Genomic DNA, 22,596 nt, shown 5'->3' on the forward strand with positions numbered 1-22,596 from the left:
TGTCATTGCGAGGGCGCGTAGCGCCCGCAGCCATCGCCTACTCAGGCGGAGACAATATCGCTAGGCATCCGTCCCGTGCTCGCGGGGAATTGCCGAGGGCACACCAGAGTCGAAGGGCTGGGGACGGATCCGTCCCGTGCTCGCGGGGGGTGCCTCGCTTCGCTCGGCTCACAACGACATAGGTGCGGGAAATGGTTGCACCGTGCAGGGCATTGCAACGCGATGCCCCTACTCAACCCGCACTACAACGAGGGTCATATCATCGTGAACCATTCGCCCTTCGCTAAACGCTTGCACTTCCGCCAACAGGCGATCAAGCAGAGCCTCGGGCGGCAAATAGCCCCAATGGCACACCAATTGTTCAAGCCGGTCGAACCCGAACAATTCGCGTTGGGCATTCTGCGCTTCGACAATGCCATCGGTATAGAAAACGACGGTATCACCGGGAGCAAGCACCAACTCGATCTGATTGTAGCGGGTATCGCGCTGCACTCCTAATGGCAGCGCGCCAGCCGTTTCGAGAAATGTCGTGCGGCCATCGGCATGGCGTAACAAAGGCGCTAACTGGCCGGCATTAGCCAGCGTCAACCGCAGTTCAATCGGATCGATCAACGCATACCCCAAGGCGACAAAAGCATGACGCGGCACATCATCCACCAGCCAGCGATTGGTCTCGGCCAACACCAAACGGGGCAACTCGTGATTGCGCGCCTCGGAACGGGCTGTCGAACGAGCCACAGCCATCAGCATCGCCGCCGGCAATGATTTGCCGCTCACATCGCCAACGATCACCCCGATCCGCGAACCAAGATCGATCACATCGTAGAAATCGCCACCGGTCTCGCGGGCCGGCAAACAACGGGCAGCCACACTGAGACCGGGGCACACCGGCAGCTCACGCGGGAACAGATTCGATTGAATCTGGCGGGCAATTGCCAGTTCTTGTTCGACTCGCGCCACCGATTCTTGATAGAGTTGCGCATTCTCGATTGCCAGCGCTGCGTGATTAGCAAACGCTAACGCGACATCGAGACCTCGCTCGGTAAAGGCATACCGGCGATACGAATCGATATTGAGTACCCCCAGCACCCGCCCTTTAGAGATTAACGGCACGCCAAGCCATGTCAAAATGCGTTCACCAATATCACCGGGCGGCCAGATCGTGCCATCGGTCGGCGCCACCACCAAGATGGGCCGGCGCTCGCGCACAACCTGACCAGCGCCACTACCTGCGAGCGGCAAAATCTTCCCGCGCGGCATCTCTTCAGGTGGCCAACCGCTGGCAGCCACAATCCGCAACACTTGATCATCGATCAACATGATCGTGGCCGTATCGTAATTGATCACTTTGCGCAACTCGGCCAGCACGAGTTGCAATACCTCATTAGGGTCGAAACTCGAACTGAGCACCCGTGCCACCTCGCGCAGCGTCTCAGCCGTGCGCCGCTGTTCTTGCTCAGCGGCAAAGAGCAGCGCGTTTTCATAGGCAGTCGCAACCGAGGTCGTCACTGTCATCATCAAATCTAACTCTTCTTCAGAATATGACCGCGGTTCGCCAAAGCTGTCAAACGAGATCGAACCAAACACCCGATCGCGGCTGATCAGCGGCACAACCACGAGCGAGCGCAACCCCATCTCACGCCAACGGTCGCGAGAGATCATTGCACGCGGATCGGTTTCGATGTCGGTAATCATTTGTGGACGACGGGTGGTGCAGAGCGACTTAATCAACAGATTGTGGCGCAGATCGATCGTCATGCCGAGAATACCGGTCGGCGGATATTCGGCCACAACTTCGCCGGTCTCGTCGTCGTGAAACAGCACCAAGCCAGTATGATCGGCCCAGAAGAGCTGCACCAACTCGCGGGCAGCAATATCGAGAATCGCCTGTTGGTCGAGACGAGCCGCGAGTAGGCCAGCGATCCGGTTGACTAACGCCATGCGGGCCGCTTGCTGTTCGGCGGCAACCGCGTGCGCCTGCGCCGCCTCAAAGAGACGTGCATTCTCGTGCGCCTGCCGCTCGCGCTCTTCAAACAACTGCACCTTCTGCACTGCCAGACTTATCAAGCTCACAATTTGGGCCAGAAAATCAATCGTGCCGTTATCGTACTGATAGGGACGCTCATCTTGCAGCACGATCACGCCGATGGCTTCCTCATGGTGAGCTAATATCGTCACACCAACCCACGACCGCATCAGGTGGGCCGAGCCAATCGGATAAGGCTTGATCCCCATCTCGTCAATCCGCTGACGATCAGCCATCAAATCATCAAAGCGCAGCGGCTGCCGGTGCGTCAACAGCCAATCGGTCAATGAATCCGGCGGCGTCCGCCGTCCCACCAGCTCATCACCAAGCGAACGATTATGCTCAACAAAGACGGCATAGCGCACCAAACGCGAGTGCGGATCGCAGAGGAGCAAATAAAAGACCGAGGCGGCGGTCAGATCAACCACAATCTGGCGCGTCTCATTCAGAATACGGTTCAGATCGTATGAAGCGGCCACCAGCGTGCCGATCTGATTAATCGCCTGCAACTCGGCAATCTGGCGCGCCCGTTGCGCCAGCAAAGTGACATTCTGCACGTGCAAGGCTAATTGAGCCGCCACATTACCGAGAAATTCCATATCGCGCGGCGTAAAGGCATGCGAACGGTAACTCTGCACGCTCACCATACCAATCGCGCGCCCATCGCGATCGAGCAGTGGCCATCCCATCCACGACCGCGCGGCCCGCTCGGTGCCAATGATCACGTTATCGACATCAGCCCAAGCTCGGATTTCAACTGGCAGATCGCGCAAGAAGATCGGCTGGCGTTCGCGCAGAATCCGCGCCGTCAGCGACCGAGGCGGCGGCGGCTGACTGATCCAATAGGTGTAGAGTTGACCTTCATCAAGCGTAATGCCATCGCTAATCAGGTGGCGTTCTGGATCGTAAATCACCATCGAAAAGACATCGAACGCCAAGCACGACTGTAACTCGATCGCGGTGCGTTGCAAGAGATCACGGGCCGTTTGGGTCGTTGAAGCCGCCAGACTAATTTCACGCATCGCACGCAGTTCGGCAATTTGGCGTTCGCGCTCTTGGGTCAAGCGGCTATGCTCGACGAGGATCGCAATCTGATTCGCCACCGACTGGGCCAACGCCAGCTCGTGCGGCGCAATCTCACGCGGTGTAAAACCAAAAAAGCTTAAGGTTCCCAATACATGCCGGCCTACTACCAGCGGCAAGTTAATCGTCGATTCAAAGCGGGGAAAGAGATGGAGCGGAAACGTGGCCGGATCATACTGAGCGTACCATTCACGGCTCACGATCCGCGGCTGCATCTGCGTAACCACCTCGCGCAGCGGGCTGATTTCAAGCGGAATTTGCCGGGTTTGCTCAATATATTCTGTGCTAAATCCGCGCTGCGCGCGCAAGACCAAGAGGGTGCCGGTGGAGTCGAGCAGGCGCACATTGCCGGCCTCGAAGTGCAAGGTTCTCATCGCGATCGCTAGCGCCTGATCGAGCAATTCATCGAGTAAGCGCGGATCGACCAGCGTCGAAGCCAGCGCACTCAGCGCAGCGAGTTCTTCGCGCCGTGCCGCTAGTTGCGCTGTCAATGTACGGCTCAGCCGTTCCTGATCTTCAACCAGCACTGCGTTCTCAAGCGCCAATGCGATCACATTGGCAATCCGTTGCAACAGTTCGAGCGTCTCGTGGGTGTAGAGGTTTGGCTGATAACTTTGCAGCGAGATAACACCGACCACCGCCTCGCTAATCATCAGCGGCACGCCGATCCACGAGCGCGAGAGTTTGGCGGTATTGCCAAAGGGTACCGGCGGCAAACTAGGATCGCGCTCGACCAACAGATCGCGGAAGAGCATCGGTTCGCGCCGGCGCACGATCATGCCGGTCAGGTAGCCATATTCGCGGTTTTCCAGAAAATCAATCTGACCTTCATCATACAAGAGCGCGGCTTTGAACCGTTCAGGCCGTTCATCGCAAAAGGCAAGGTAACAGGCGTCAAAATCGAACACTGTGTGCAATTCATGCACAATTGTTTCAAAGATCACGCGCAGCGACGGGCGGCTACGCGCAGCCAACCCAATCGCATACAGAGCCGCCAAAATCTGTTGATCACGCTCTTGCTGGCGTCGCAGCGCATCGCGCTGGCGTTCGAGATCACCGATCAATTGGCGACGGCGGGCCGTGCGAGTCATTGGTCGTAAACCTGTGCTGTGGCGGTAAATGGTAGGCGACAAACAATGGCCGGTTGATCATCGACAAACACAGTGACATCGGGTTCAGCGTAGGCGCTCCGCAGGTAGGCCAACCCGATCCAGCCGTGGCGCGGTGAGCGGACCACGCTGGTCAGATCGCCAATCTCTTTGCCATCAACGATGACCTTTGCCGGCAGGGATTGGGGGGCAGCCGGCAATCGTAAGCCGCGCAACTGTTTCGCAATCCGCCCGCGACTCTCCATGCGCGCGATAATCTCTTGGCCGACGTAACAACCCTTTTGAAAACTCACCGCTCGCCAGAGATCGGCTTCGAGCGGGATGTAGTCGAGGGTGATTTCGCGTCCAAAGCTCGGATAGCCGTGTTCAACCCGCACGATGTCAAACGTATCTGCATCAAGCATTATTGCGCCCGCCGCTTGGCAGGCCGCCAGCAGAGCCGCAGTATACACTGCCGACGGATAGAGCGTATAGCCGTCGCCGCCAAGCGGCTCACAGCGCGCCACTAACACCTGCGCTTCATTCCACTCACCGCTGGCGATGCCGTAGCGCGGCATATCTGCAGGCAAGCCCAATGCCTGTATAATCTGGCCGGCCTGCGGCCCATACACGCCGATCTGGCCCAACTCAGCGCCGGCATCGGCTACCGTCACCTGATCGTTAAAAAAGATATTCTTGCGCAGATGGCGGAGAACCGGCGTCCCATGGCGAGGACCGGTCTCTAACAGGAAAGCATCAGGCAGCGCATAAACACGCAACAGATCGATCATCCGCCCGATTGGCGTGGTCAGCACGGTCAACGTGCCTTGGCCAGCTTGCAACCGCTCGATATGGTTGGTCGAAAGCCGGTGCAGCAACGAGGCCCGATCACGGCCCCGCATCCACAGCCGGCCCCGGTCTGACTCATCAATGGCTACGGCGCCGGCATATACCGCCTCGTAGCTCGACGTTACTGCCTCATTCATAGCAGCTCTCATGCTATCTGTATCATCATTGAAAATGGTGATCACACTCCATTGTATCATGTACTGCTTGCGGTTGGCTGAATCAACCGCAGTCGCAACGGCATCCCGTAGCGCGGGCGCAAGGTAATGCCGGTTTGCAATGTGATCGGATGCTCAGGCACCGGCTCAAAGCGCCAGCGCCGGGCCAGCGTTGCCAGTACCAACACCCCCTCCATCCATGCAAACGGCTCGCCGATACAGTTGCGCGGCCCGCCGCCAAACGGGAAGAAGGCGAATTTAGGGCGCGCCGCCTGCGCCTCCGGGGTATGGCGCAACGGATCGCACCGGTAAGGATCGGGAAAGAAGCGTGGATCGTGATGCATCAGCCACGGACTCATCAGAACAATCGTATTCGGTGCGACCCGCACCTCGCCAATCGTCACCAGCGTGATGGCGCGCCGCCCGATCAGCCATGCCGGCGGGTAGAGCCGCAGCGCCTCGGCGAACAACCACTCGGTGTAGCGCAGCGCAGGTAGGTCGGCCACAGTTGGTAAGCGATCGCCAAGCACGGTGTCGAGTTCGGCCGCCACTGCGGCAGCAATCGCAGGATGCTGCGCCAGCAGATACAAGGCCCATGCCAAGGCGTTGGCCGTCGTTTCGTGACCGGCGAGAAAGATAGTCAACAGCTCATCACGCAACTGGGTGTCGGTCATGCGGTAGCCATCACCCTCGTGATCGACCGCCATCAGCAGCATTGAAAGTAGATCACCGCGATCGACCGGGTTGGCGCGGCGTTCGGCAATGATCCGGTAGATAATTGCATCGAGCCGGGCTTTGGCCGCTTGAAACCGGCGCACCGGCGGTAAAGGCAGCCTCATCAACCAATCGGCGAGCGGCAGCACCGCCAGATCGAACATCGCCACCAGATCATGCATTGCGGCAAAGACCTCGGCAGCGTCGGCTTCGGTATTGGCGGAAAAGAGCGTTTCGCCAACGACGCGCAGCGTGATCGCCTGCAGCTCGCGGCTCATATCCAGCCTAGCGCCGTCGTGCCAGCGCGCGCTGCGTGCTTCAGCCGCCACCACCATCGCTTCGCCATAGGCAGCGATACGCTGGCGATGAAACGCCGGCTGGATCAACCGGCGCTGGCGGAGATGCACCGCTCCCTCGCTGGTCAGCAAGCCTTCACCCAGCAACCGTTTCGCCCGCTCTAACACCCGCCCCTTGACAAAGGCACGATTGTGCGTCACCAACACCTCGCGGATGAACGTCGGATGATTGACCAACAGCATAGCTTGCGGCCCGGCGCGAAACGGCACCACATCGCCGCGCATTGCCAGATCAGCCAGTAACGTGAGCGGATCGCGGCGGAATTGCTGAAGCGTATGAATTGCGCGAGGGGAAGGAAAACGGGCCATTGCGACCTCCAAAGAGGGTTAGAGCCGTTGCCTCATAACGGCTCGCCACATGCAGAGGCGGGATCCATGCTCATCTATGAATGTGCCGTAGCCAATTATCATACCACGTTGAGGGGCATAGCGACAATGAGTTACCTATCTCTTGCATAATGCCCATTGCAAAATGATATAAACTTTATGCTGCAAAGCGTCAACCATGCGTGAAATTTAGAACAACGCCATGTTATACTATACCCATCGGTGAAGTTTCAACAATACAGCAACGATGAACCGTTGGCGATGGGGGAATGCATGAGCGTGACAGGACGACTGGCAGGAAAGATTGCGCTAATTACCGGAGGAGCCGGCAACATTGGCAGTGAGATGACTCGGCGATTTCTGGCCGAGGGTGCAACCGTCGTCATTAGTGGTCGCAACAGCGCCAAGCTCGCAGCGCTAGCCGACCGGATGCGCGCTGAAGCAGGCGTGCCTGCGAAACGGATCGATCTCGAAGTGATGGATGGCGGTGATCCGGAAGCGGTGCGAGCCGGCATCGAGGCCATTATTGGCCGGCACGGTCGGATCGACATTCTGGTCAACAATGCCGGCAGCGCTGGCGCGCAGCGGCGGTTGGCCGAGATTCCACTCACAGCCGCCGATCTTGGTCCCGGCGCCGACGAGACGTTGCCCGAAAGCGTCGCGAACTTACTGGGAATGGGATGGCATCTGATGCGCATCGCTGCGCCGCACATTCCGGCTGGCGGTGTGATTATTAACATTTCGACCATCTTTTCACGCGCCGAATACTACGGGCGCATCCCATACGTTGCACCTAAAGCGGCGCTTAATACTCTGACCCAGATCGCGGCGCGCGAACTCGGCGCCCGCGGGATTCGGGTCAACACCATCCTCCCCGGTCCAATTGAGAGCGAACGGATCCGCACAGTGTTCCAACGCATGGATGAGTTAAAAGGCCGTCCGGAAGGCGATACGGCCAACCAGTTTTTTGCCACCATGCGGCTCTACCGGGCTGATGATCACGGCCAGCTTGAACGCCGGTTCCCCACCATTGGCGATGTCACCGATGCAGCGATCTTTCTTGCCAGCGACGAAGCTGCGGCGCTGACCGGCGAGACGATTGAGGTAACGCACGGCATGGAGTTGCCGGCCAGTAGCGAGACCAGCTTGCTGGCTCGCACCGATCTGCGCACGATTGATGCCAGCGGGCGCACGACGCTGATCTGTGCCGGCGATCAGATTGAAGAAGTGATGGCACTGACTGGCATGCTGCGCACGTGCGGCAGTGAAGTCATTATCGGCTTCCGCTCGGAAGCCGCGATTGAGCAGTTCGAGCAGGCGGTCAGCGAGAGCCGGCGTTTGGCCGGCGATGCCTTTACGCCGCCGATTGCCTTGCCACTCGATCCGCGCGATCCATCGACAATTGATGCCATCTTTGATTGGGCTGGCGAGAACACGGGCGGTATTCATGCAGCCGTCATTCTACCCGCGTCCAGTCGCGAACCGGCCACGCAGGTGATCGAGGTTGATGACGGCCCCGTGATGAACTTCCTTGCCAACGAAATTGTTGGCTCAATCGTGATTGCCAGCCGCTTGGCACACTACTGGCAGACCCAGCGCCTGACGCCGGGAGCGCGAGCACGCGGCCCACGGGTAATCTTCCTCTCAAATGGAGCAGATGCGGGTGGCAATGCCTATGGTCGCATCCAATGCGCCGCGATCGAGCAATTGATCCGGGTGTGGCGGCACGAAGCGGCGCTCGACTACGAGCGAGCGGTCGCCCATGGCGAGCATGTCTTGCCGGCAGTGTGGGCCAACCAGATCGTGCGCTTTAACAACCGCAGCCTCGAAGGGCTTGAGTTCGCCTGCGCGTGGACGGCCCAGTTGTTGCATAGCCAGCGCCAGATCAACGAGATCACGCTGACGATTCCCGCCAATATCAGTGCTACGACCGGCGCGCGTAGCGCTGCAGTCGGTTGGGCCGAGAGCTTAATTGGTCTGCATCTGGGCAAAGTGGCGTTAATTACCGGCGGCAGCGCCGGCATTGGCGGCCAGATCGGGCGGCTGTTGGCGCTGAGCGGGGCGCGGGTGATGTTAGCGGCGCGCGATCGCCATAAGCTTGAACAGATACAGGCCACAATCCGGGCCGAACTGGCCGAAGTCGGCTATACCGACGTGGAAGAGCGGGTGCAGATCGCGCCCGGCTGTGATGTCAGCAGCGAAGCGCAACTGGTAGATCTGGTTGAACGAACGTTGGCCGCCTTTGGTACCGTTGATTATCTGATCAACAATGCCGGAATCGCCGGGGTGGAAGAGATGGCGATCGATATGCCGGTCGAAGGCTGGCGCAATACCCTCTACGCCAACCTGATCAGCAACTATTCGCTGATGCGCAAGCTCGCCCCGTTGATGAAGAAGCAGGGTAGCGGCTACGTCCTTAACGTGTCATCATATTTCGGCGGCGAAAAGGACGCTGCTATCCCGTACCCCAACCGCTCGGATTATGCCGTCTCGAAGGCCGGCCAACGGGCTATGGCCGAGGTCTTTGCCCGCTTCCTCGGCCCAGAGGTGCAGATCAATGCGATCGCGCCGGGGCCGGTCGAGGGTGATCGCTTGCGCGGCACCGGCGAGCGGCCCGGCCTGTTTGCCCGGCGAGCACGGCTGATTTTGGAGAACAAGCGACTCAATGATCTGCACGCCGCCTTGATTGCTGCTGCGCGCACCGACACGCGCCCGATGCGCGAGCTTGTAGAGCTGCTCTTGCCGAACGATGTCGCGGCGCTCGAACAGCACCCGGCTGCGCCGGCTGAGCTACGCGAACTGGCTAAACGGCTGCGCAGCGAGGGCGACCCGGCGGCTTCGTCGAGCAGCGCCTTGCTCAACCGCTCGATCGCGGCCAAACTGCTGGCACGTTTGATTAACGGCGGTTATCAGTTACCTGCCGACATCTTCGCCAATCTGCCGGCCCCGCCCGATCCCTTCTTTACCCGCGCCCAAATCGACCGCGAGGCGCGTAAGGTGCGCGATGGCATTATGGGCATGCTCTACCTGCAACGCATGCCGACCGAGTTCGACGTGGCGATGGCGACGGTCTACTACCTCGCCGACCGCAACGTTAGCGGCGAAACGTTCCACCCATCGGGCGGCCTGCGCTACGAGCGCACCCCCACCGGCGGCGAACTGTTCGGCTTGCCGGCGCCAGAACGGCTGGCCGAGCTGGTTGGCGCAACCGTGTATCTGATTGGCGAACACCTCACCGAGCATCTCAACCTGTTGGCCCGCGCTTATCTCGAACGGTACGGCGCGCGACAGGTGGTGATGATCGTCGAGACCGAAGCTGGCGCGGAGACGATGCGCCATCTGTTGCACGATCACGTTGAAGCCGGCCGCCTGCCGATCATCGTCGCCGGCGATCAGATCGAAGCCGCGATCGATCAGGCGATTGCTAACTATGGCCGGCCGGGGCCGGTAGTCTGCACCCCCTTCCGCCCACTGCCGACTGCGCCGCTGGTGGGCCGCAAAGACAGCGACTGGAGTACGGTGCTGAGCGAGACCGATTTTGCCGAGCTGTGCGAACACCAGCTCACCCATCACTTCCGAGTGGCACGCAAGATCGCGCTCAGCGATGGGGCCAGTCTCGCTCTGGTGACGCCAGAAACGACTGCGACCTCGACCACCGAACAATTCGCGCTGGCCAACTTTGTCAAAACCACGCTGCACGCTTTCACCGCTACCATCGGTGTCGAAAGCGAACGCACGGCCCAGCGAATTTTGATTAATCAGGTTGATTTGACCCGGCGGGCGCGGGCCGAAGAGCCGCGCGATCCGCGCGAACGCCAGCAAGAGCTGGAACGCTTTATCCAAGCGGTGTTGCTGGTCACAGCGCCATTGCCGCCTGAAGCCGACACGCGCTACGCCGGACGGATTCACCGCGGGCGGGCGATTACGGTGTGAGCAAGGCAACCAAGGCCCGTTAACTTGCACGATGGAGAGACGTTGCAATGCAACGTCTCTCTCTGCTTAGATCGGGAAAAACTCTTTGCACTTTTAACAGCTATGTACGGTATCTAGCGCGTATGCGTGCGAAATTAACACCAAAAAGTGTTGACCGTTGCTAGTATCCATGCTAGAATAGGCGCGATTATCGCAGAATCCTGATCGCTGCCTTCAGGCGGGAGTAAAAGGAAGGATAGGTCATGGCGGATCCCGAAAGCATCTTGCAGCTTGGCGTTGAGGCCGCGCGTAAAGGGGAAAAGGACGAAGCACGAAAGCTCTTCCGCCTGCTGACCCGTGAACATCCAGAGAATATTCAGGGGTGGCTCTGGCTAGCCGGCGTTGCAGAGGATCGGGAAGAGCGACAGGCCGCACTTGAGCAAGTGTTGCGCCTTGATCCCAAGAATGATATGGCGTTGAAAGGGTTGCAAGCGTTGGGTGTCACTCCCAACCCCGCAGCAGCGCCACCCGCCGCTCCAACCACGCCGCCGCCGGCACCAGCCACCCCACCACCGGCAGCACCGGCAATGCCAGACTTTGACGAAGACGATCCCTTTGCTCAACTCGATGCCCTCTCAGAGGTGATGGCGACCGACGCCGGCCCGGTACGGCGTGATCCTGACGTTCCCCGGCCAGCGCCAACGCTGGGTAGCGCAGCCGAAGACGCGCCAGCGCCAGCATCGGCCCCCTCACGCTCGAGCCGTTCGAGCGAGCCGCCACCCAGCCGGTCCAACCGGCCCAGCACTAGTTGGGCACGCGGGAGCAGTAGCAGCAAGCCGGCCAAACCGGCAAAGCCAGCGCGCGGCGGCGGCTTGAATTTCGGCAATCTGTTCCGACGTTCCGGCCCACCCCCGCGCCGCGATGACGATCTGGAAGAAGAGACGGTACCGGCGAAGCGCGGATTCACGCCGCTGACGATAGCCCTTCTCGTCGTGCTGCTGTTAAGTTGTGTCGGGCTTGGGTTCATCTTCCTGTCACAGCGCAACCGTACTGCGACGGTACCGCCAGCACAGGCGACAAGCCAAGCAGCAACCAGCATGGCGGCGACTGCCGAGTCAACGTTGGCGCCGACAACGCCGCCAGCAAGCGAACCAACGCCAACGGCTGCTGCCAGTGAGGAACCAACCCCCGCAGCAACTGTCGAGCCAACACCAGAACCGGCGCCGCCACCGCCACCGGCAGTTGATCCCGCCCAAGCAAACCCCGATCTGGTCAGCCCCGGCACCGAACTGAGCAGCAATGGCTGGGCCTACGATTTTAACCAGCCCACTTACGCTGCGCCGATTATCGGAGCGATCAACGGCGTCACACCAAACAATGGTCGTTTCGTGGTAGTGCTCGCGTTCGTGCGTAATACGACTGGTCAAGACCAACCGCTCCCGCTTGATTTCTTCGTGCTAAAAGATGCACAGGGTCGAGTGTGGACACCACGCCTCGATGCGTCGGATGCGTATGTGATCCGTGGCATCAACGCAGATTTGAGCCACAGTGACTCGATACCTGCTGATGGGTTTGTGCGCAGTGTGGCTATCTTGTTCGATGTCGCGCCTGACGCAACCGATCTGGTCTTCTTTGCCCGCAGCAACCCTAATCAAGGCTGGTTGGTGCTGAGCCGGGTGTAAATGCGCCGGCGATGACACGGAGGCTAGGTGGGGGACGAGGTACCATTCGATCTTGAACAATGGCTGCACCGCGGCGCGCAGGCAGCGCGTCGCGGTGATGTTGTGTCAGCGCGCCGTATCTTTTGCGCCCTGAGCCGGCTCGCGCCACACGAGCGGCGGGTGTGGATCGGGTTGGCCCGTGTCGCCGAGACTGCCGCCGAACGTGATGAGGCGCTACGCCGGGCTGAAAACATTCTTCCCATAGAGACAGAGATTCACCCCACCCTCCCACCTTCCCTCGCCGTGGAGGGGGAAGGTGGAGTGGTTGAACTGGAGCTGCCGCCGCGGCTGGCCCCGGCTCAACAGCGCACTGAACGCCAGCCGCATCAGCGCCGGTTGGGATGGCTCCTGCCGGCAATGCTCTTGCTGATCGCTGCGGGCTTGCTGGCGATGAGCTTATGGCAGCGCCAACCGGCTACGTCACTGCCATCAAGCCAATTCCCCATCACCAATCTCCCCCCCACACTGGCGGCGATTGGGCCGCTGCCGACGCCATTGCCGACGGAGATTGTCGTGATGACGCCGGTCGTGCCGGCACCCTCACTACCGCCGCCAACCCCTTCACCGTTGCCTACTTCGACGCCGGAACTGCATACACGCGCGTTGGGGCAACTGATCACTTACGACCAGTGGCAGATCGGGCTGTTGCGGCGTGAGGATGTGGTGATGATTGATAGTGAACTTGGCGCCATCCGGCCCGCCGGTCGCTTCCTGATTGCGTTGTTGGCGGTAAGTAATGAAGCACCGGTCGAGCGGGTCTTGCCCACTACCCTCTTCGCAGTGGAAGATGAGATCGGGCAACGCTACACCCCCTTGTCGGACGCTTCGCGCCAGTATCTCGACCAGTTTGGGCGCGGGTTGTACGGCGATTTGGCACTCGAAGACGCTTTTGGGCCACAAAGCGGTTTACGCAGCGTGCCGGTGCTGTTCGATCTGCCAGCCAATCGCGCACCGGTACGGTTGTGGGCCGGCGACGAGGGCTGGCTGTTACGGTGAAATGGTGAATAATCGATTGAGCACCGATTCACCCAATGCCACCGCAACCTGATCGGCCAGCCGGTCGAGTGGGTCGGTTGGGGGCAGAGGATGAGCAGCCGGTTGCCAGCCTAACTGCCGCAACCATCCCCGCCGAAACTCGTCGTTGGCAAATAGGCCGTGCAGATAGCAGCCCCACACTCGGCCATCGGCGCTACGGCAACCATCATCGTCAGCGGCGGGCACCGCACCGCGCCGGACAATGCTCAGCAGCGGTTGCGCCGCCCCCAGCCGGCGGCTGCGGCCCATGTGGATTTCGTAACCGTGCAGTTCGGCTACGCCGGCCCACTCCACCTGCGCCTTCGCCACGGTTTGGGTGGTCTGTTTGTCAGGGGCAAAGACGGTTTCAACCGGCAACAAACCGAGGCCCTCTTCGTCGCCGCCGGCTCCCTCGACTGCCAACGGATCGCTGATGCGCTCGCCGAGCAGTTGGTAGCCGCCGCAGATGCCCACCACCGCGCCGGCAAACTGGCGCAGCGCCGCGTCAAACCCACGTTCGCGCAACCAGCGCCGGGCGGCGAGCGTGTGTTTGGTGCCGGGCAGAATTACTGCCGCAGCGCCAGCTAATTGAGATGGGTGATCAATGTAGCGCACCGTCACCCCCGGCTCGCGGGCCAGCGGGTCGAAGTCGTCGAAATTGGCGATGGCCGGCAAGCGGATGACGGCAATCGTCAGACCACGCGGTGCAACCGGCGGCACCTGCTCAAGTGCCACCGCATCCTCTTCAGGTAAGCCAAGGTCTTCGCACCACGGCACCACTCCGAGCACCGGCAAACCACTGCGCTCTTCCAGTATGCGCACACCATCGGCAAATAAAGCCGGATCGCCGCGGAAGCGGTTGACGATCAACCCCTTAAGTAAGGCGCGCTCATCTGGTTCAAGCAACATCAACGTGCCGAGCAATTGGGCAAAGATGCCACCGCGATCAATGTCGCCGACTAATACCGTGCGCGCTTGGGCATAGAGTGCTACCCGCATATTCACAATATCGCCCGCCTTGAGGTTCAACTCAACCGGACTGCCGGCCCCTTCAGCGATGATCAGGTCGTACTCGGCGCGTAGTGCGTCGAGATTGCGGGTGACAACCGACCATAGTAGTACCTTGCGTTGCCAAAAATCAGTGGCAGCGAGGGTCTGCCACGGCTTGCCCTCGACGATAATCTGGCTCCGGCGTTGACCTTCTGGCTTGATCAAAATCGGATTCATCGCCACCGTCGGGGCAATGCCGGCAGCAGCGGCTTGCACCGCCGTACTGCGCGCGATCTCGCCACCATCGGCGGTTACGGCGGCGTTGTTGCTCATGTTTTGGGCTTTGAACGGGGCCACCCGCAACCCGCGACGAGCGGCCAACCGGCAGAGTGCAGCAACGAGCGTACTCTTACCAACCGACGAGGCAGTACCGACCACCATCAAGACAGGTGCAGGCATTATCGCTTTCCTCCAAGACTTGGAACGCAAAAGACGCAAAGGGACGAAAACCGCCAAGGCGCGAAGGGCGCAAAGGACGTAACGTTGGATGTGGTTGGTTGCTCAGCCCGCTGATAGTAGCCATTTCTACGTCTTTGCATCTTTGCGTTTAACATTCTTTACGTCTTCGCGTTTCCCATCCTTTCACCCAATCTCGCGCCACGCTGTCACCAACCGCGCATTATCTTCCGGGCGGCGCGGGGCGACGCGCACCCACTCCGATAAGCCGAACGAGGTGCAATCACGCACGACGCAACCGCGTGCTAGAAGCCGGCGACGGGTGAACGCCGCATCGGCGCATTGCACCAGCATAAACGGCATCTCTGAGCGCCACACAGTCAAACCAAGCTGATGCAAACCGTGGGCCAATTCATCGCTGGCAGACCACAGGCGCGGTAACGTCGTTGGCAAAAAATCGGTGTCGGCCAACATTGCCAATGCTGCCGCCTGCGCCGCGCTACTCACGCTCCACGCCGGTTGGAAACGGACAATCGCGCTGACCGGCTCAGGATCGGCAATCAAGTAGCCGATACGCAAACCGGCCACCGCATAGCTCTTGGTAAGCGAATAGATGCGGATCAGATTGGCCGGCGCGTTATTATCGAGCGGATCGTGACCAGTATGATCGCGCAACAGCGACAGATAGGCCCGGTCGAGGATCAACCAACCGCCGTGCCGGGCACAAGCGTGGGCCAGCTCAACAATAGTCGCGGTCGCCACTTGCACACCGGTTGGGTTGTTGGGCGAGCAGAGCCACAGCAAGTGCGGCTGGAGCCGTTCAATAGCTACAAGCAGCGCCGCCGGATTAGGTTGAAACTGGGTCGCAGCCGTACTGCGCACTTCAACCACCTGCATCCCGACCAGCCGGCAAGCGTGGGCATACTCGCCATAGGCCGGCGCAATCACCAGCGCAGTTGCTCCCGGCACACCCAAAGCCCGCGCCGCCAGATGGATCAGTTCGTTCGCACCATTCCCTACCAGCACTGCGTCGGGTTGACAACGATGATGCATGGCTATCTGCTGCCGTAACCGCAGACAACTCCGGTCGGGGTACGGCGCCGGATCGAGTGTGCGCAGGGCGGCCAAGACTGCGCGAGGCGGGCCAAAGGGATTGATGTTGCTGCTGAAATCGATGACTTGATCGGCGCGTAGACCGAGGGTTGCCAACTCGGCCTCATCGAGCGCGCCATGCGTTACGGGGTGCGGTTCCATGCTGCCTCCAGTGCGCGCAGCTCGACCGGAATGCCGCAGACGACGAGATAGACCTCAGCGGCGGCGGCGGCGACGCGCTGATTAGCCAGACCGAGCAGATCGCGGTACTGCCGTCCGAGCGGATAAGCGGGCACAATCCCCATGCCAACTTCATTGGTGACGGCAATCAGCATCAGGTCGCGCTGGGCAACCATCGCCAGCAGATCAGCGAGTTCACGATTGATAGCCGGCTCAGGATCAGATTCATTAGCCAGCAAAAGATTACTTACCAGCAACGACAAACAATCGAGCAACACTACCGATCCCGCCGGCAGATCGGCGAGGACAGCGGCGACATTGGCCGGCGCTTCGCGCGTAGACCACGTTGGCGGGCGGCGGGCGCGATGATGGGCAATCCGATCACGCATCTCGTCGTCGCCCGCGGCAGCGGTTGCGACATACACCACCTGCTCGCTCAAGCGCGCCGCGTAGCGTTCGGCGCACCGGCTTTTGCCACTCCGCGCGCCGCCGGTAAAGAGAACAACCGTGCTCATAGCGCATTCCTTTCGCGCATATACCGGCGCAGAGGACATAAGGGCATATCGTAAACTCGAGGGTGCGAAGGCGCAAAGACATTGAATATGAGGGATAAGCATGCGTAGCAATCAACCATAGAGCTTTGCGTCCTTAGCGCACTTTGCGTCTTTGCGCTAGAACCCCTTGCGTTTGATCTTTTACAAACGCTTGTGCAGCAACGACAAAACGTTCAGCGGCGTGCGGACAGGACAGAAAGTGCATGTGAATATATGATGCCAATACCTGCCCGATTACCACACCTTCGTTAACCACTTGCGGACGCAGCGCATCAGGCAGGCAAGCGTAAAGCGGCGGCAGGTCGGTTGGCCGCGCTTCCCAGACCGAATAGTGAAACTCGTGGCCGCGCACCGTTTCGCCAGTGCGCCACAGCCACGTCTCGGCTTGGGCGGCGATGGTGCGATAGCCGAGAGTAAGGCGCGGCGTCATGCGCGAATAGCCGGGCAACACGCCGGCCATCGCAAAGGCTTGGCCGTACTGATCGATCAATGTCTCGGTCAGATACATCAAGCCGCCGCACTCGGCATAGATCGGCATCCCGGCAGCCGCTGCTTCCCGGATAGCGGCTAGCATCGCCTGATTAGCGCTCAGTTGATCGGCAAACAGTTCAGGAAAACCGCCGCACAAGTAGATCGCCGCCGTCCCTGCCGGCAAGGCGGTATCGTGGAGCGGGCTAAAAAAAGCGAGTTCCGCTCCAGCAGCCTGCAACAGATCGAGATTATCGGGATAGATGAAATTAAACGCCTCATCGCGGGCAATGGCGATCACCGGTCGCGCCGCGCTCACTGGCGCAAGCGTTGGCGGCGCGGGGGCAGGCAACGGCGGCGCGGTATGGGCCACAGCCAGCAACCGATCAAGGTCAATCGTCTGCTCAACCTGCGCCGCCGCCTCAGACAGCCACTCTTGCCAGCGGCCCGGTTCGGCTACCGGTACCAACCCAAGATGGCGTTCGGGTAAGGTGAGTGCATCATGACGCGGCACATAACCCAACACCGGCACTCCTACCGTCTGCTCAACGGCATCGCGGATGAGCGCAGCATGACGTGGGCTGCCAACCCGATTGAGGATCACGCCACCAATATGGACTCGCCGGTCGAAGTCGTACAGACCGGCGATCAGCGCGGCAGCAGTGCGTGCCATTGCCCGTGCATCGAGCACAATGATCACCGGTGTCGCGGTGAGACGGGCAATGTGGGCACTGCTACCGGTGTCGTCAGTGCCAGCATAGCCGTCAAACAATCCCATCACCCCTTCGATCACAGCCAGATCGGCCTCGACGCTGCGACGGGCCAGCACGCCGGCAATTTGGTCAGGCGGGATCAGCCACGAGTCGAGGTTATAGCAAGGTTGCCCAGCGGCAAGGGCGTGGTAGCCCGGATCAATGTAATCAGGGCCGCATTTAAACGGCGCAATGCGTAGACCGCGCCGGCGCAAGGCGGCGATCAGGCCGGCGGTGATAGTCGTCTTTCCGCTGCCGCTCATCGGTGCGGCGAGTAAGAGGCGTGGTAGGTGCATACAACCTTCCTTACTGCGCCAAGGACGCAAAGAGTTCCAACGCAAAGGCGCAAGGTAGGCTAAGCGATATATTGTTGATTGCTAAGCATGCTTATCCCTCTATATCCAACATCTTTGCGCCTTTGGTTATTCATCCCACAGCATCAGCTCGGCAGGGTAGTGGGTCGGGTCATACCACGCCAACGTATCGGCTAACGCCGCCACTTCACCAACTACCAGCACAGCGGGAGGCGGCAACTGCGCCGCTTGTTGGCGGGCCGGCAAGGCAGCAAGCGTCGCCCGCAAGACACGCTGATCGGCGCTCGCCCCGCGGCTGATCAATGCTGCTGGCGTCTCTGGATTACGGCCAGCGTCGATCAGGTAAGCACACACTCGCGCCAGCCGTTCGAGCGCCATTAGCACCACGAGAGTCGGCGACGCAGCCAACAACGCCCAACTGATCCCGCTGCACCCCTGCGGGGTGGCTTCGTGACCAGAGACGACGGTAAATGCCGAGGCGACGCCGCGCCACGTGAGCGGGATGCCGGCATGGAGCGGTACTGCCAGAGCGGCTGAGACACCGGGTACGATCTCGAACGGTAAGCCAGCAGTGGCTAGCGCAGTTGCCTCTTCGGCAAGATGGGCAAAGACACTGGGATCGCCGCCTTTCAACCGCACAACCTGCAAGCCGGCACGCACAAGGCGAACCAGTGTCTCGGTGATACCGTCTTGGCGAACGGTGTGGTGGCCGGGCCGCTTGCCGACAAAGATCCGTTCGGCGTGGGGCGGCGCTTCGTCAAGCAGGCTCGCCGCGATTAGGCGGTCGTAGAGGACAGCATCAGCTTGGCGCAGCACGGCCAAACCGCGCACAGTGATGAGATCGGCGCGACCGGGGCCGGCGCCGACGAGATAGGCTTTGCCGGTCATACTCTTCTCCGGTTATTGTGGAAGGCACATTGTATGCAACATCGTTTGGGCAGCATCGTAATCATCGGCTTTTCATGTGAGCTTTGCCATGAACCACTCGGCAATTGCATCACGTATTGCAACTGCGCGGCTTGGCGCAGCCCCATGGCTGCTCACTGCGACCGTGAGACCGCCACTGCGATGCACCGCCGGCACATGGAAATCGCCGCCGTTGGGATCATCGGCGACGTTGCAAAGCGCGCCGGCAACGCTGGCCGCCGCGGCAATGCGAGCATTGACAGCGCGATCATTGGTGGCGGCGAAGACGAGCCGCGCACCGGTAAGGTCGCCAGCACGGTACTCACGCTGTTCCCAGACTAAGCGGCCCGCGCTAGCCCATGCTGCTAGTTGCGTCGTTGCCGTCGGACTAATGAGACGCACCGGAAAGCCAGCGTCAAGCAGACTGCGTACTTTCCGCTCGCCGACGGGGCCGCCACCGACTACGACCGTCGGTAACTGGGCCGGTTTGGTCAAGACAATCGGATATTCACTTGTCGCAACCTCCGTTGCGACCGGCGTTGACGCCACCGCACGGCTCGTGTAGCCGCGTGGCGTGACGAGATGACCGGCTAGTGTGAAACTCTGACTATTCCCGATCAGCACCACGGTCAGCATATCGGCCTGCGCCGGATCGGCCTCGGCCAAGGTGGTCAGCGTCATCTGTTCGTCAGCGCGGCTGACTTGGCGACCAAAGGCAACCGGTGTATGGGGCGAACGATGCTCACGCACGATGGCAAGAGCCGCCGCCAATTGCCAGTTGCGCCCTTGTGAGCGCGGATTGTAGAGCGCAATGACAAAATCGGCTTGAGCGGCGGCGCGCAACCGACGCTCGATCAGCGGCCACGGCGTGAGCAAGTCGCTAAGGCTGATCAGGCAGAGATCGTGATTGACCGGTGCACCGAGCCGAGCAGCCAAAGCTTGAAATGCGCTCACACCGGGGATAACCTCCACCCGTGGATCACGGCCATTCCAGCCTTCGGCACTGAGTGCCTCAAAGACCGGTGCCGCCATTGCGTAGATGCCGATGTCGCCACTGCTAACCAGTGCCACCCGCCGGCCAGCCCGCGCCAATTCGATAGCAGCTCGCGCCCGCCCCATCTCGTCACCCATCGCCGGGGTGACGATGACTTCCTGGTCGGGTCGCAGCAACGGACGGATGAGATCGATATAGCGACCGTAGCCGGTCACTACTTCGGCCTGTATCAACGCCTGCCGGGCCGCTTCAGTGAGGTGAACAAGATCGCCCGGCCCGATGCTGACCAGCATCAGTTGGCCGGTCGGCGACGGTGAGTCGCAGGGATAGACGGCTGATGTCTGTAACGCTACCGCAACGGTGCAGCGAGCAAATGACCGCTTCGGCACGAGCAATGGCCCATGCGCCGCTACCACCGCGCACGGCTCGGCTACCCCCGGTAACTCGAAGCGGCTGGCGGCGCTGGGACTGAAGGCAGCGGGATCAAGCGCGTGCAATTGCTCGGTAGAAATGACTGCCAGCGGGACGCCAAGCTGCGTGGCGAGTGCGATAATTCCCGGCTCGGTCGCTTTGAGTTCGGCGGTCGCAATGGTAGCAACGCATTCGGGTAACAGATCGGCTTCGGCCAAGGTGGTCGCCAACGCAGCGGTTAACTCATCAACCGGTACATCTCGTCGGCAGCCAATGCCTACGACCAACACCGGCGGCACATACCGTAACCCCTTATCGCGCAGCTCGGCCCACAGCCCATCCAACCGACGATGCGAGACCAATATCACAGCGGCAAAACGCTCAGCAGTGAGTTCAGTCGGTTCACTTACCCATTCGACCATCGGCGCAGCAGCGAGTTCGGTCACGAGCAGTTCACGTGCTGTTGGCAGATCAGGATCAACCCAAACCCCAACAGGATCACCATTCACCAAACAAGCCATCACGTGCGTGATCGCCGAACCAGCGGCGATTCGCCAACCTCGCTTGCGTCCGATCAGATCGAGCGCCGGCAACCCTTGCGTATCGCTAGCCGTAGTCAGCACAGCTTGACCGCCGGTCATAACGGCAAGGCGACGGGCCAGTTCATTCGCACCGGCACGATGACCGCCGACAAGGGGTACTGCAAACCGACCTTCCTCGTCAAGACAAACCACCGCCGGGTCAACTGTCTTGTTGCGCAATAGCGGCGCAATCGAGCGCACGGCGATACCGGTAGAACCGATGAAAACGATGGCCTGCGTCGCCGTCCACACTGCTTGCACCGCTTGTGCCGCCGTTGCATAGGCACGCGCAGCCGGCACTGCCATAGCAAAGCGGGCCGGCACCCACACTGTTGCTGGCAGCTCGGCAGCGATGCGTTGGGCTAGTGCTACTCCGGCACGGGTCATAGCGATGATCGCGATGTTGGTCATAGGAGCCTCGGATCCATCACACAGCGGGCAAAGAGTGCTAGAATGCTAGACAGCAAATTTATGTCAATTTTTCTACACATAGGCCCCATCACTTCATTGCTCACTCGGCAGCGTCGGCTTACGACTCATCCAGCACCCGCCGGCGCAAGCGATGGCTGTAGGTTGGATCGTAGAGCCGACTGGTTGGACGATCGGTGCGTTTGTGCGCCGGATCGAGCGCCGGACTTACCAAAATCAGCGCCTGCCGGGTAAAGCCAGCCGCTTTGACCTTGGCGGCAATGTCGCCGAGCGTGCCGTACATAATCTCTTCATCCGGCCACGTCACCCGATACGCCACTACCACCGGCGTATCCGGCGTGTAGGCACCGCCGGCCAGCAAGTCTTCAACCACTTGCTGAATCCGGGTAATGCCGAGGTAAATCGCTAGCGACGCGCCGTGCGCCGCCAGCCGGGAAAGCTGCTCGCGCTCGGGCAACGGCGTGCGTCCGGCGGGACGGGTGAGGATAATCGTTTGTACCAATTCGGGTACAGTCAGCTCGACGCCGAGACGGGCCGCGAGCGCGAAGGCGGCAGTCACGCCGGGAACGACCTCATACGGAATGCCGGCTTCGTCGAGTGCAGCCATCTGCTCGTGGATCGCGCCATACAGCGCCGGATCACCACTGTGCAGCCGTACCACCACCTGCCCGGCCCGCACCGCTTCCCGCATCAACGTGACAATCTGATCGAGATGCATCTCGACCGAGCCAACAATCCGCGCATCAGGCTGAGCGTAAGCCGCAGGCAAGGCCGCGTCAACCAGACTATCGGCGTAAAGGATCAGATTGGCTTGGGCCAATAGATCACGCCCGCGCACGGTAATCAGATCAGGCGCGCCGGGGCCAGCCCCCACAAAATAGACAGTTCCGGGAACGGCAGGGTAGGTCATAGCACTTCTCCGCGGCGAACAATAACGAGCGACAAGTACGGGCGATGCTGCGGATCGAGTGTTCGCAGGTCGCGAGTAATAAATTCGCCCTCTAGTCCCACTCTCTCGGCATAGAGGGCGTGGTCAAGGAGACCGAGTTGTTCAAGCGCTGTGCGAATGGACGGCACTGCAGCACCGGCCTTCATCAACACCACCGTAGCAAACTCGGCGAGCAGACGTTGCAAGGCGGCAGCATCAGTCTCGTAGCTGGCCGGCAGCACAATCAGCCGCTCATCGGCCATAGCGAGCGGCACGCCAGCGGCGGCGGCAGCGGC

Annotated in this window: 14 protein-coding genes; 3 read left to right on the plus strand and 11 right to left on the minus strand. The window is 60.6% G+C overall.

The window, feature by feature from the left end:
• Positions 1-228 precede the first annotated feature (228 nt).
• Genes Q1A59_RS11085 through Q1A59_RS11095 form a run of 3 tightly spaced genes read right to left on the minus strand, consistent with a single transcriptional unit; the run spans position 229 to position 6,580 of the window.
• Positions 229-4,200: a GAF domain-containing protein gene (locus Q1A59_RS11085; protein ID WP_299644973.1), complete on the minus strand. Its 3,972-nt coding sequence runs from the start codon at positions 4,198-4,200 to the stop codon at positions 229-231.
• Positions 4,197-5,183, minus strand: a complete 987-nt coding sequence (locus tag Q1A59_RS11090; protein ID WP_299644974.1) for a folate-binding protein YgfZ — start codon at positions 5,181-5,183, stop codon at positions 4,197-4,199. The genes Q1A59_RS11085 and Q1A59_RS11090 overlap by 4 nt, the downstream gene beginning before the upstream one ends.
• Before the next feature lie 56 nt (positions 5,184-5,239).
• A complete protein-coding gene (locus tag Q1A59_RS11095) occupies positions 5,240-6,580 on the minus strand; it encodes a cytochrome P450 (RefSeq protein ID WP_299644975.1) in 1,341 nt (446 codons plus the stop codon).
• Between the two features lie 291 nt (positions 6,581-6,871).
• Between Q1A59_RS11095 and Q1A59_RS11100 the strand changes: the two genes are divergently transcribed.
• The 3 genes from Q1A59_RS11100 to Q1A59_RS11110 all read left to right on the plus strand — a co-directional run bounded on the left by Q1A59_RS11100 (position 6,872) and on the right by Q1A59_RS11110 (position 13,227).
• The gene (locus Q1A59_RS11100) at positions 6,872-10,531 is read left to right on the plus strand and encodes an SDR family NAD(P)-dependent oxidoreductase (RefSeq protein WP_298406450.1); all 3,660 of its coding nucleotides are present in this window, start codon (positions 6,872-6,874) and stop codon (positions 10,529-10,531) included.
• A 242-nt stretch (positions 10,532-10,773) separates the two neighbouring features.
• Positions 10,774-12,192 carry a hypothetical protein gene (locus Q1A59_RS11105; protein WP_299644976.1) on the plus strand — a complete coding sequence of 473 codons (1,419 nt, stop codon included), beginning with the start codon at positions 10,774-10,776 and terminating at the stop codon, positions 12,190-12,192.
• Between the two features lie 27 nt (positions 12,193-12,219).
• Positions 12,220-13,227, plus strand: coding sequence for a M48 family metallopeptidase (locus tag Q1A59_RS11110; RefSeq protein ID WP_298406448.1), 1,008 nt, complete (start codon positions 12,220-12,222; stop codon positions 13,225-13,227).
• On the opposite strand, the gene Q1A59_RS11115 is transcribed toward Q1A59_RS11110, so the two are convergent.
• The 8 genes from Q1A59_RS11115 to Q1A59_RS11150 all read right to left on the minus strand — a co-directional run.
• On the minus strand, positions 13,219-14,694 hold the full coding sequence (locus Q1A59_RS11115; RefSeq protein WP_298406447.1) for a cobyric acid synthase: 1,476 nt from the start codon (positions 14,692-14,694) through the stop codon (positions 13,219-13,221). The genes Q1A59_RS11110 and Q1A59_RS11115 overlap by 9 nt on opposite strands.
• 183 nt (positions 14,695-14,877) lie before the next feature.
• The gene (locus Q1A59_RS11120; protein WP_298406444.1) at positions 14,878-15,945 is read right to left on the minus strand and encodes a histidinol-phosphate transaminase; all 1,068 of its coding nucleotides are present in this window, start codon (positions 15,943-15,945) and stop codon (positions 14,878-14,880) included.
• On the minus strand, positions 15,927-16,478 hold the full coding sequence (gene cobU / locus Q1A59_RS11125; protein ID WP_298406442.1) for a bifunctional adenosylcobinamide kinase/adenosylcobinamide-phosphate guanylyltransferase: 552 nt from the start codon (positions 16,476-16,478) through the stop codon (positions 15,927-15,929). The genes Q1A59_RS11120 and cobU overlap by 19 nt, the downstream gene beginning before the upstream one ends.
• 133 nt (positions 16,479-16,611) lie before the next feature.
• The gene (locus tag Q1A59_RS11130; RefSeq protein ID WP_299644977.1) at positions 16,612-18,033 is read right to left on the minus strand and encodes a cobyrinate a,c-diamide synthase; all 1,422 of its coding nucleotides are present in this window, start codon (positions 18,031-18,033) and stop codon (positions 16,612-16,614) included.
• 126 nt (positions 18,034-18,159) lie between these two features.
• Positions 18,160-18,939: a uroporphyrinogen-III C-methyltransferase gene (gene cobA / locus Q1A59_RS11135; RefSeq protein ID WP_298406438.1), complete on the minus strand. Its 780-nt coding sequence runs from the start codon at positions 18,937-18,939 to the stop codon at positions 18,160-18,162.
• A gap of 72 nt (positions 18,940-19,011) precedes the next feature.
• A complete protein-coding gene (gene cobJ / locus Q1A59_RS11140) occupies positions 19,012-21,354 on the minus strand; it encodes a precorrin-3B C(17)-methyltransferase (protein WP_298406436.1) in 2,343 nt (780 codons plus the stop codon).
• A gap of 118 nt (positions 21,355-21,472) precedes the next feature.
• Positions 21,473-22,282 (minus strand): precorrin-4 C(11)-methyltransferase, encoded by an 810-nt coding sequence (cobM, locus tag Q1A59_RS11145; RefSeq protein ID WP_298406435.1) that lies wholly within the window; start codon positions 22,280-22,282, stop codon positions 21,473-21,475.
• Positions 22,279-22,596: SAM-dependent methyltransferase (locus tag Q1A59_RS11150; protein ID WP_299644978.1), on the minus strand; the 318-nt coding region annotated here is incomplete at its 5' end. The genes Q1A59_RS11150 and cobM, both read right to left, overlap by 4 nt.

Source organism: uncultured Chloroflexus sp., from assembly GCF_937951745.1.
Classification (GTDB): domain Bacteria; phylum Chloroflexota; class Chloroflexia; order Chloroflexales; family Chloroflexaceae; genus Chloroflexus.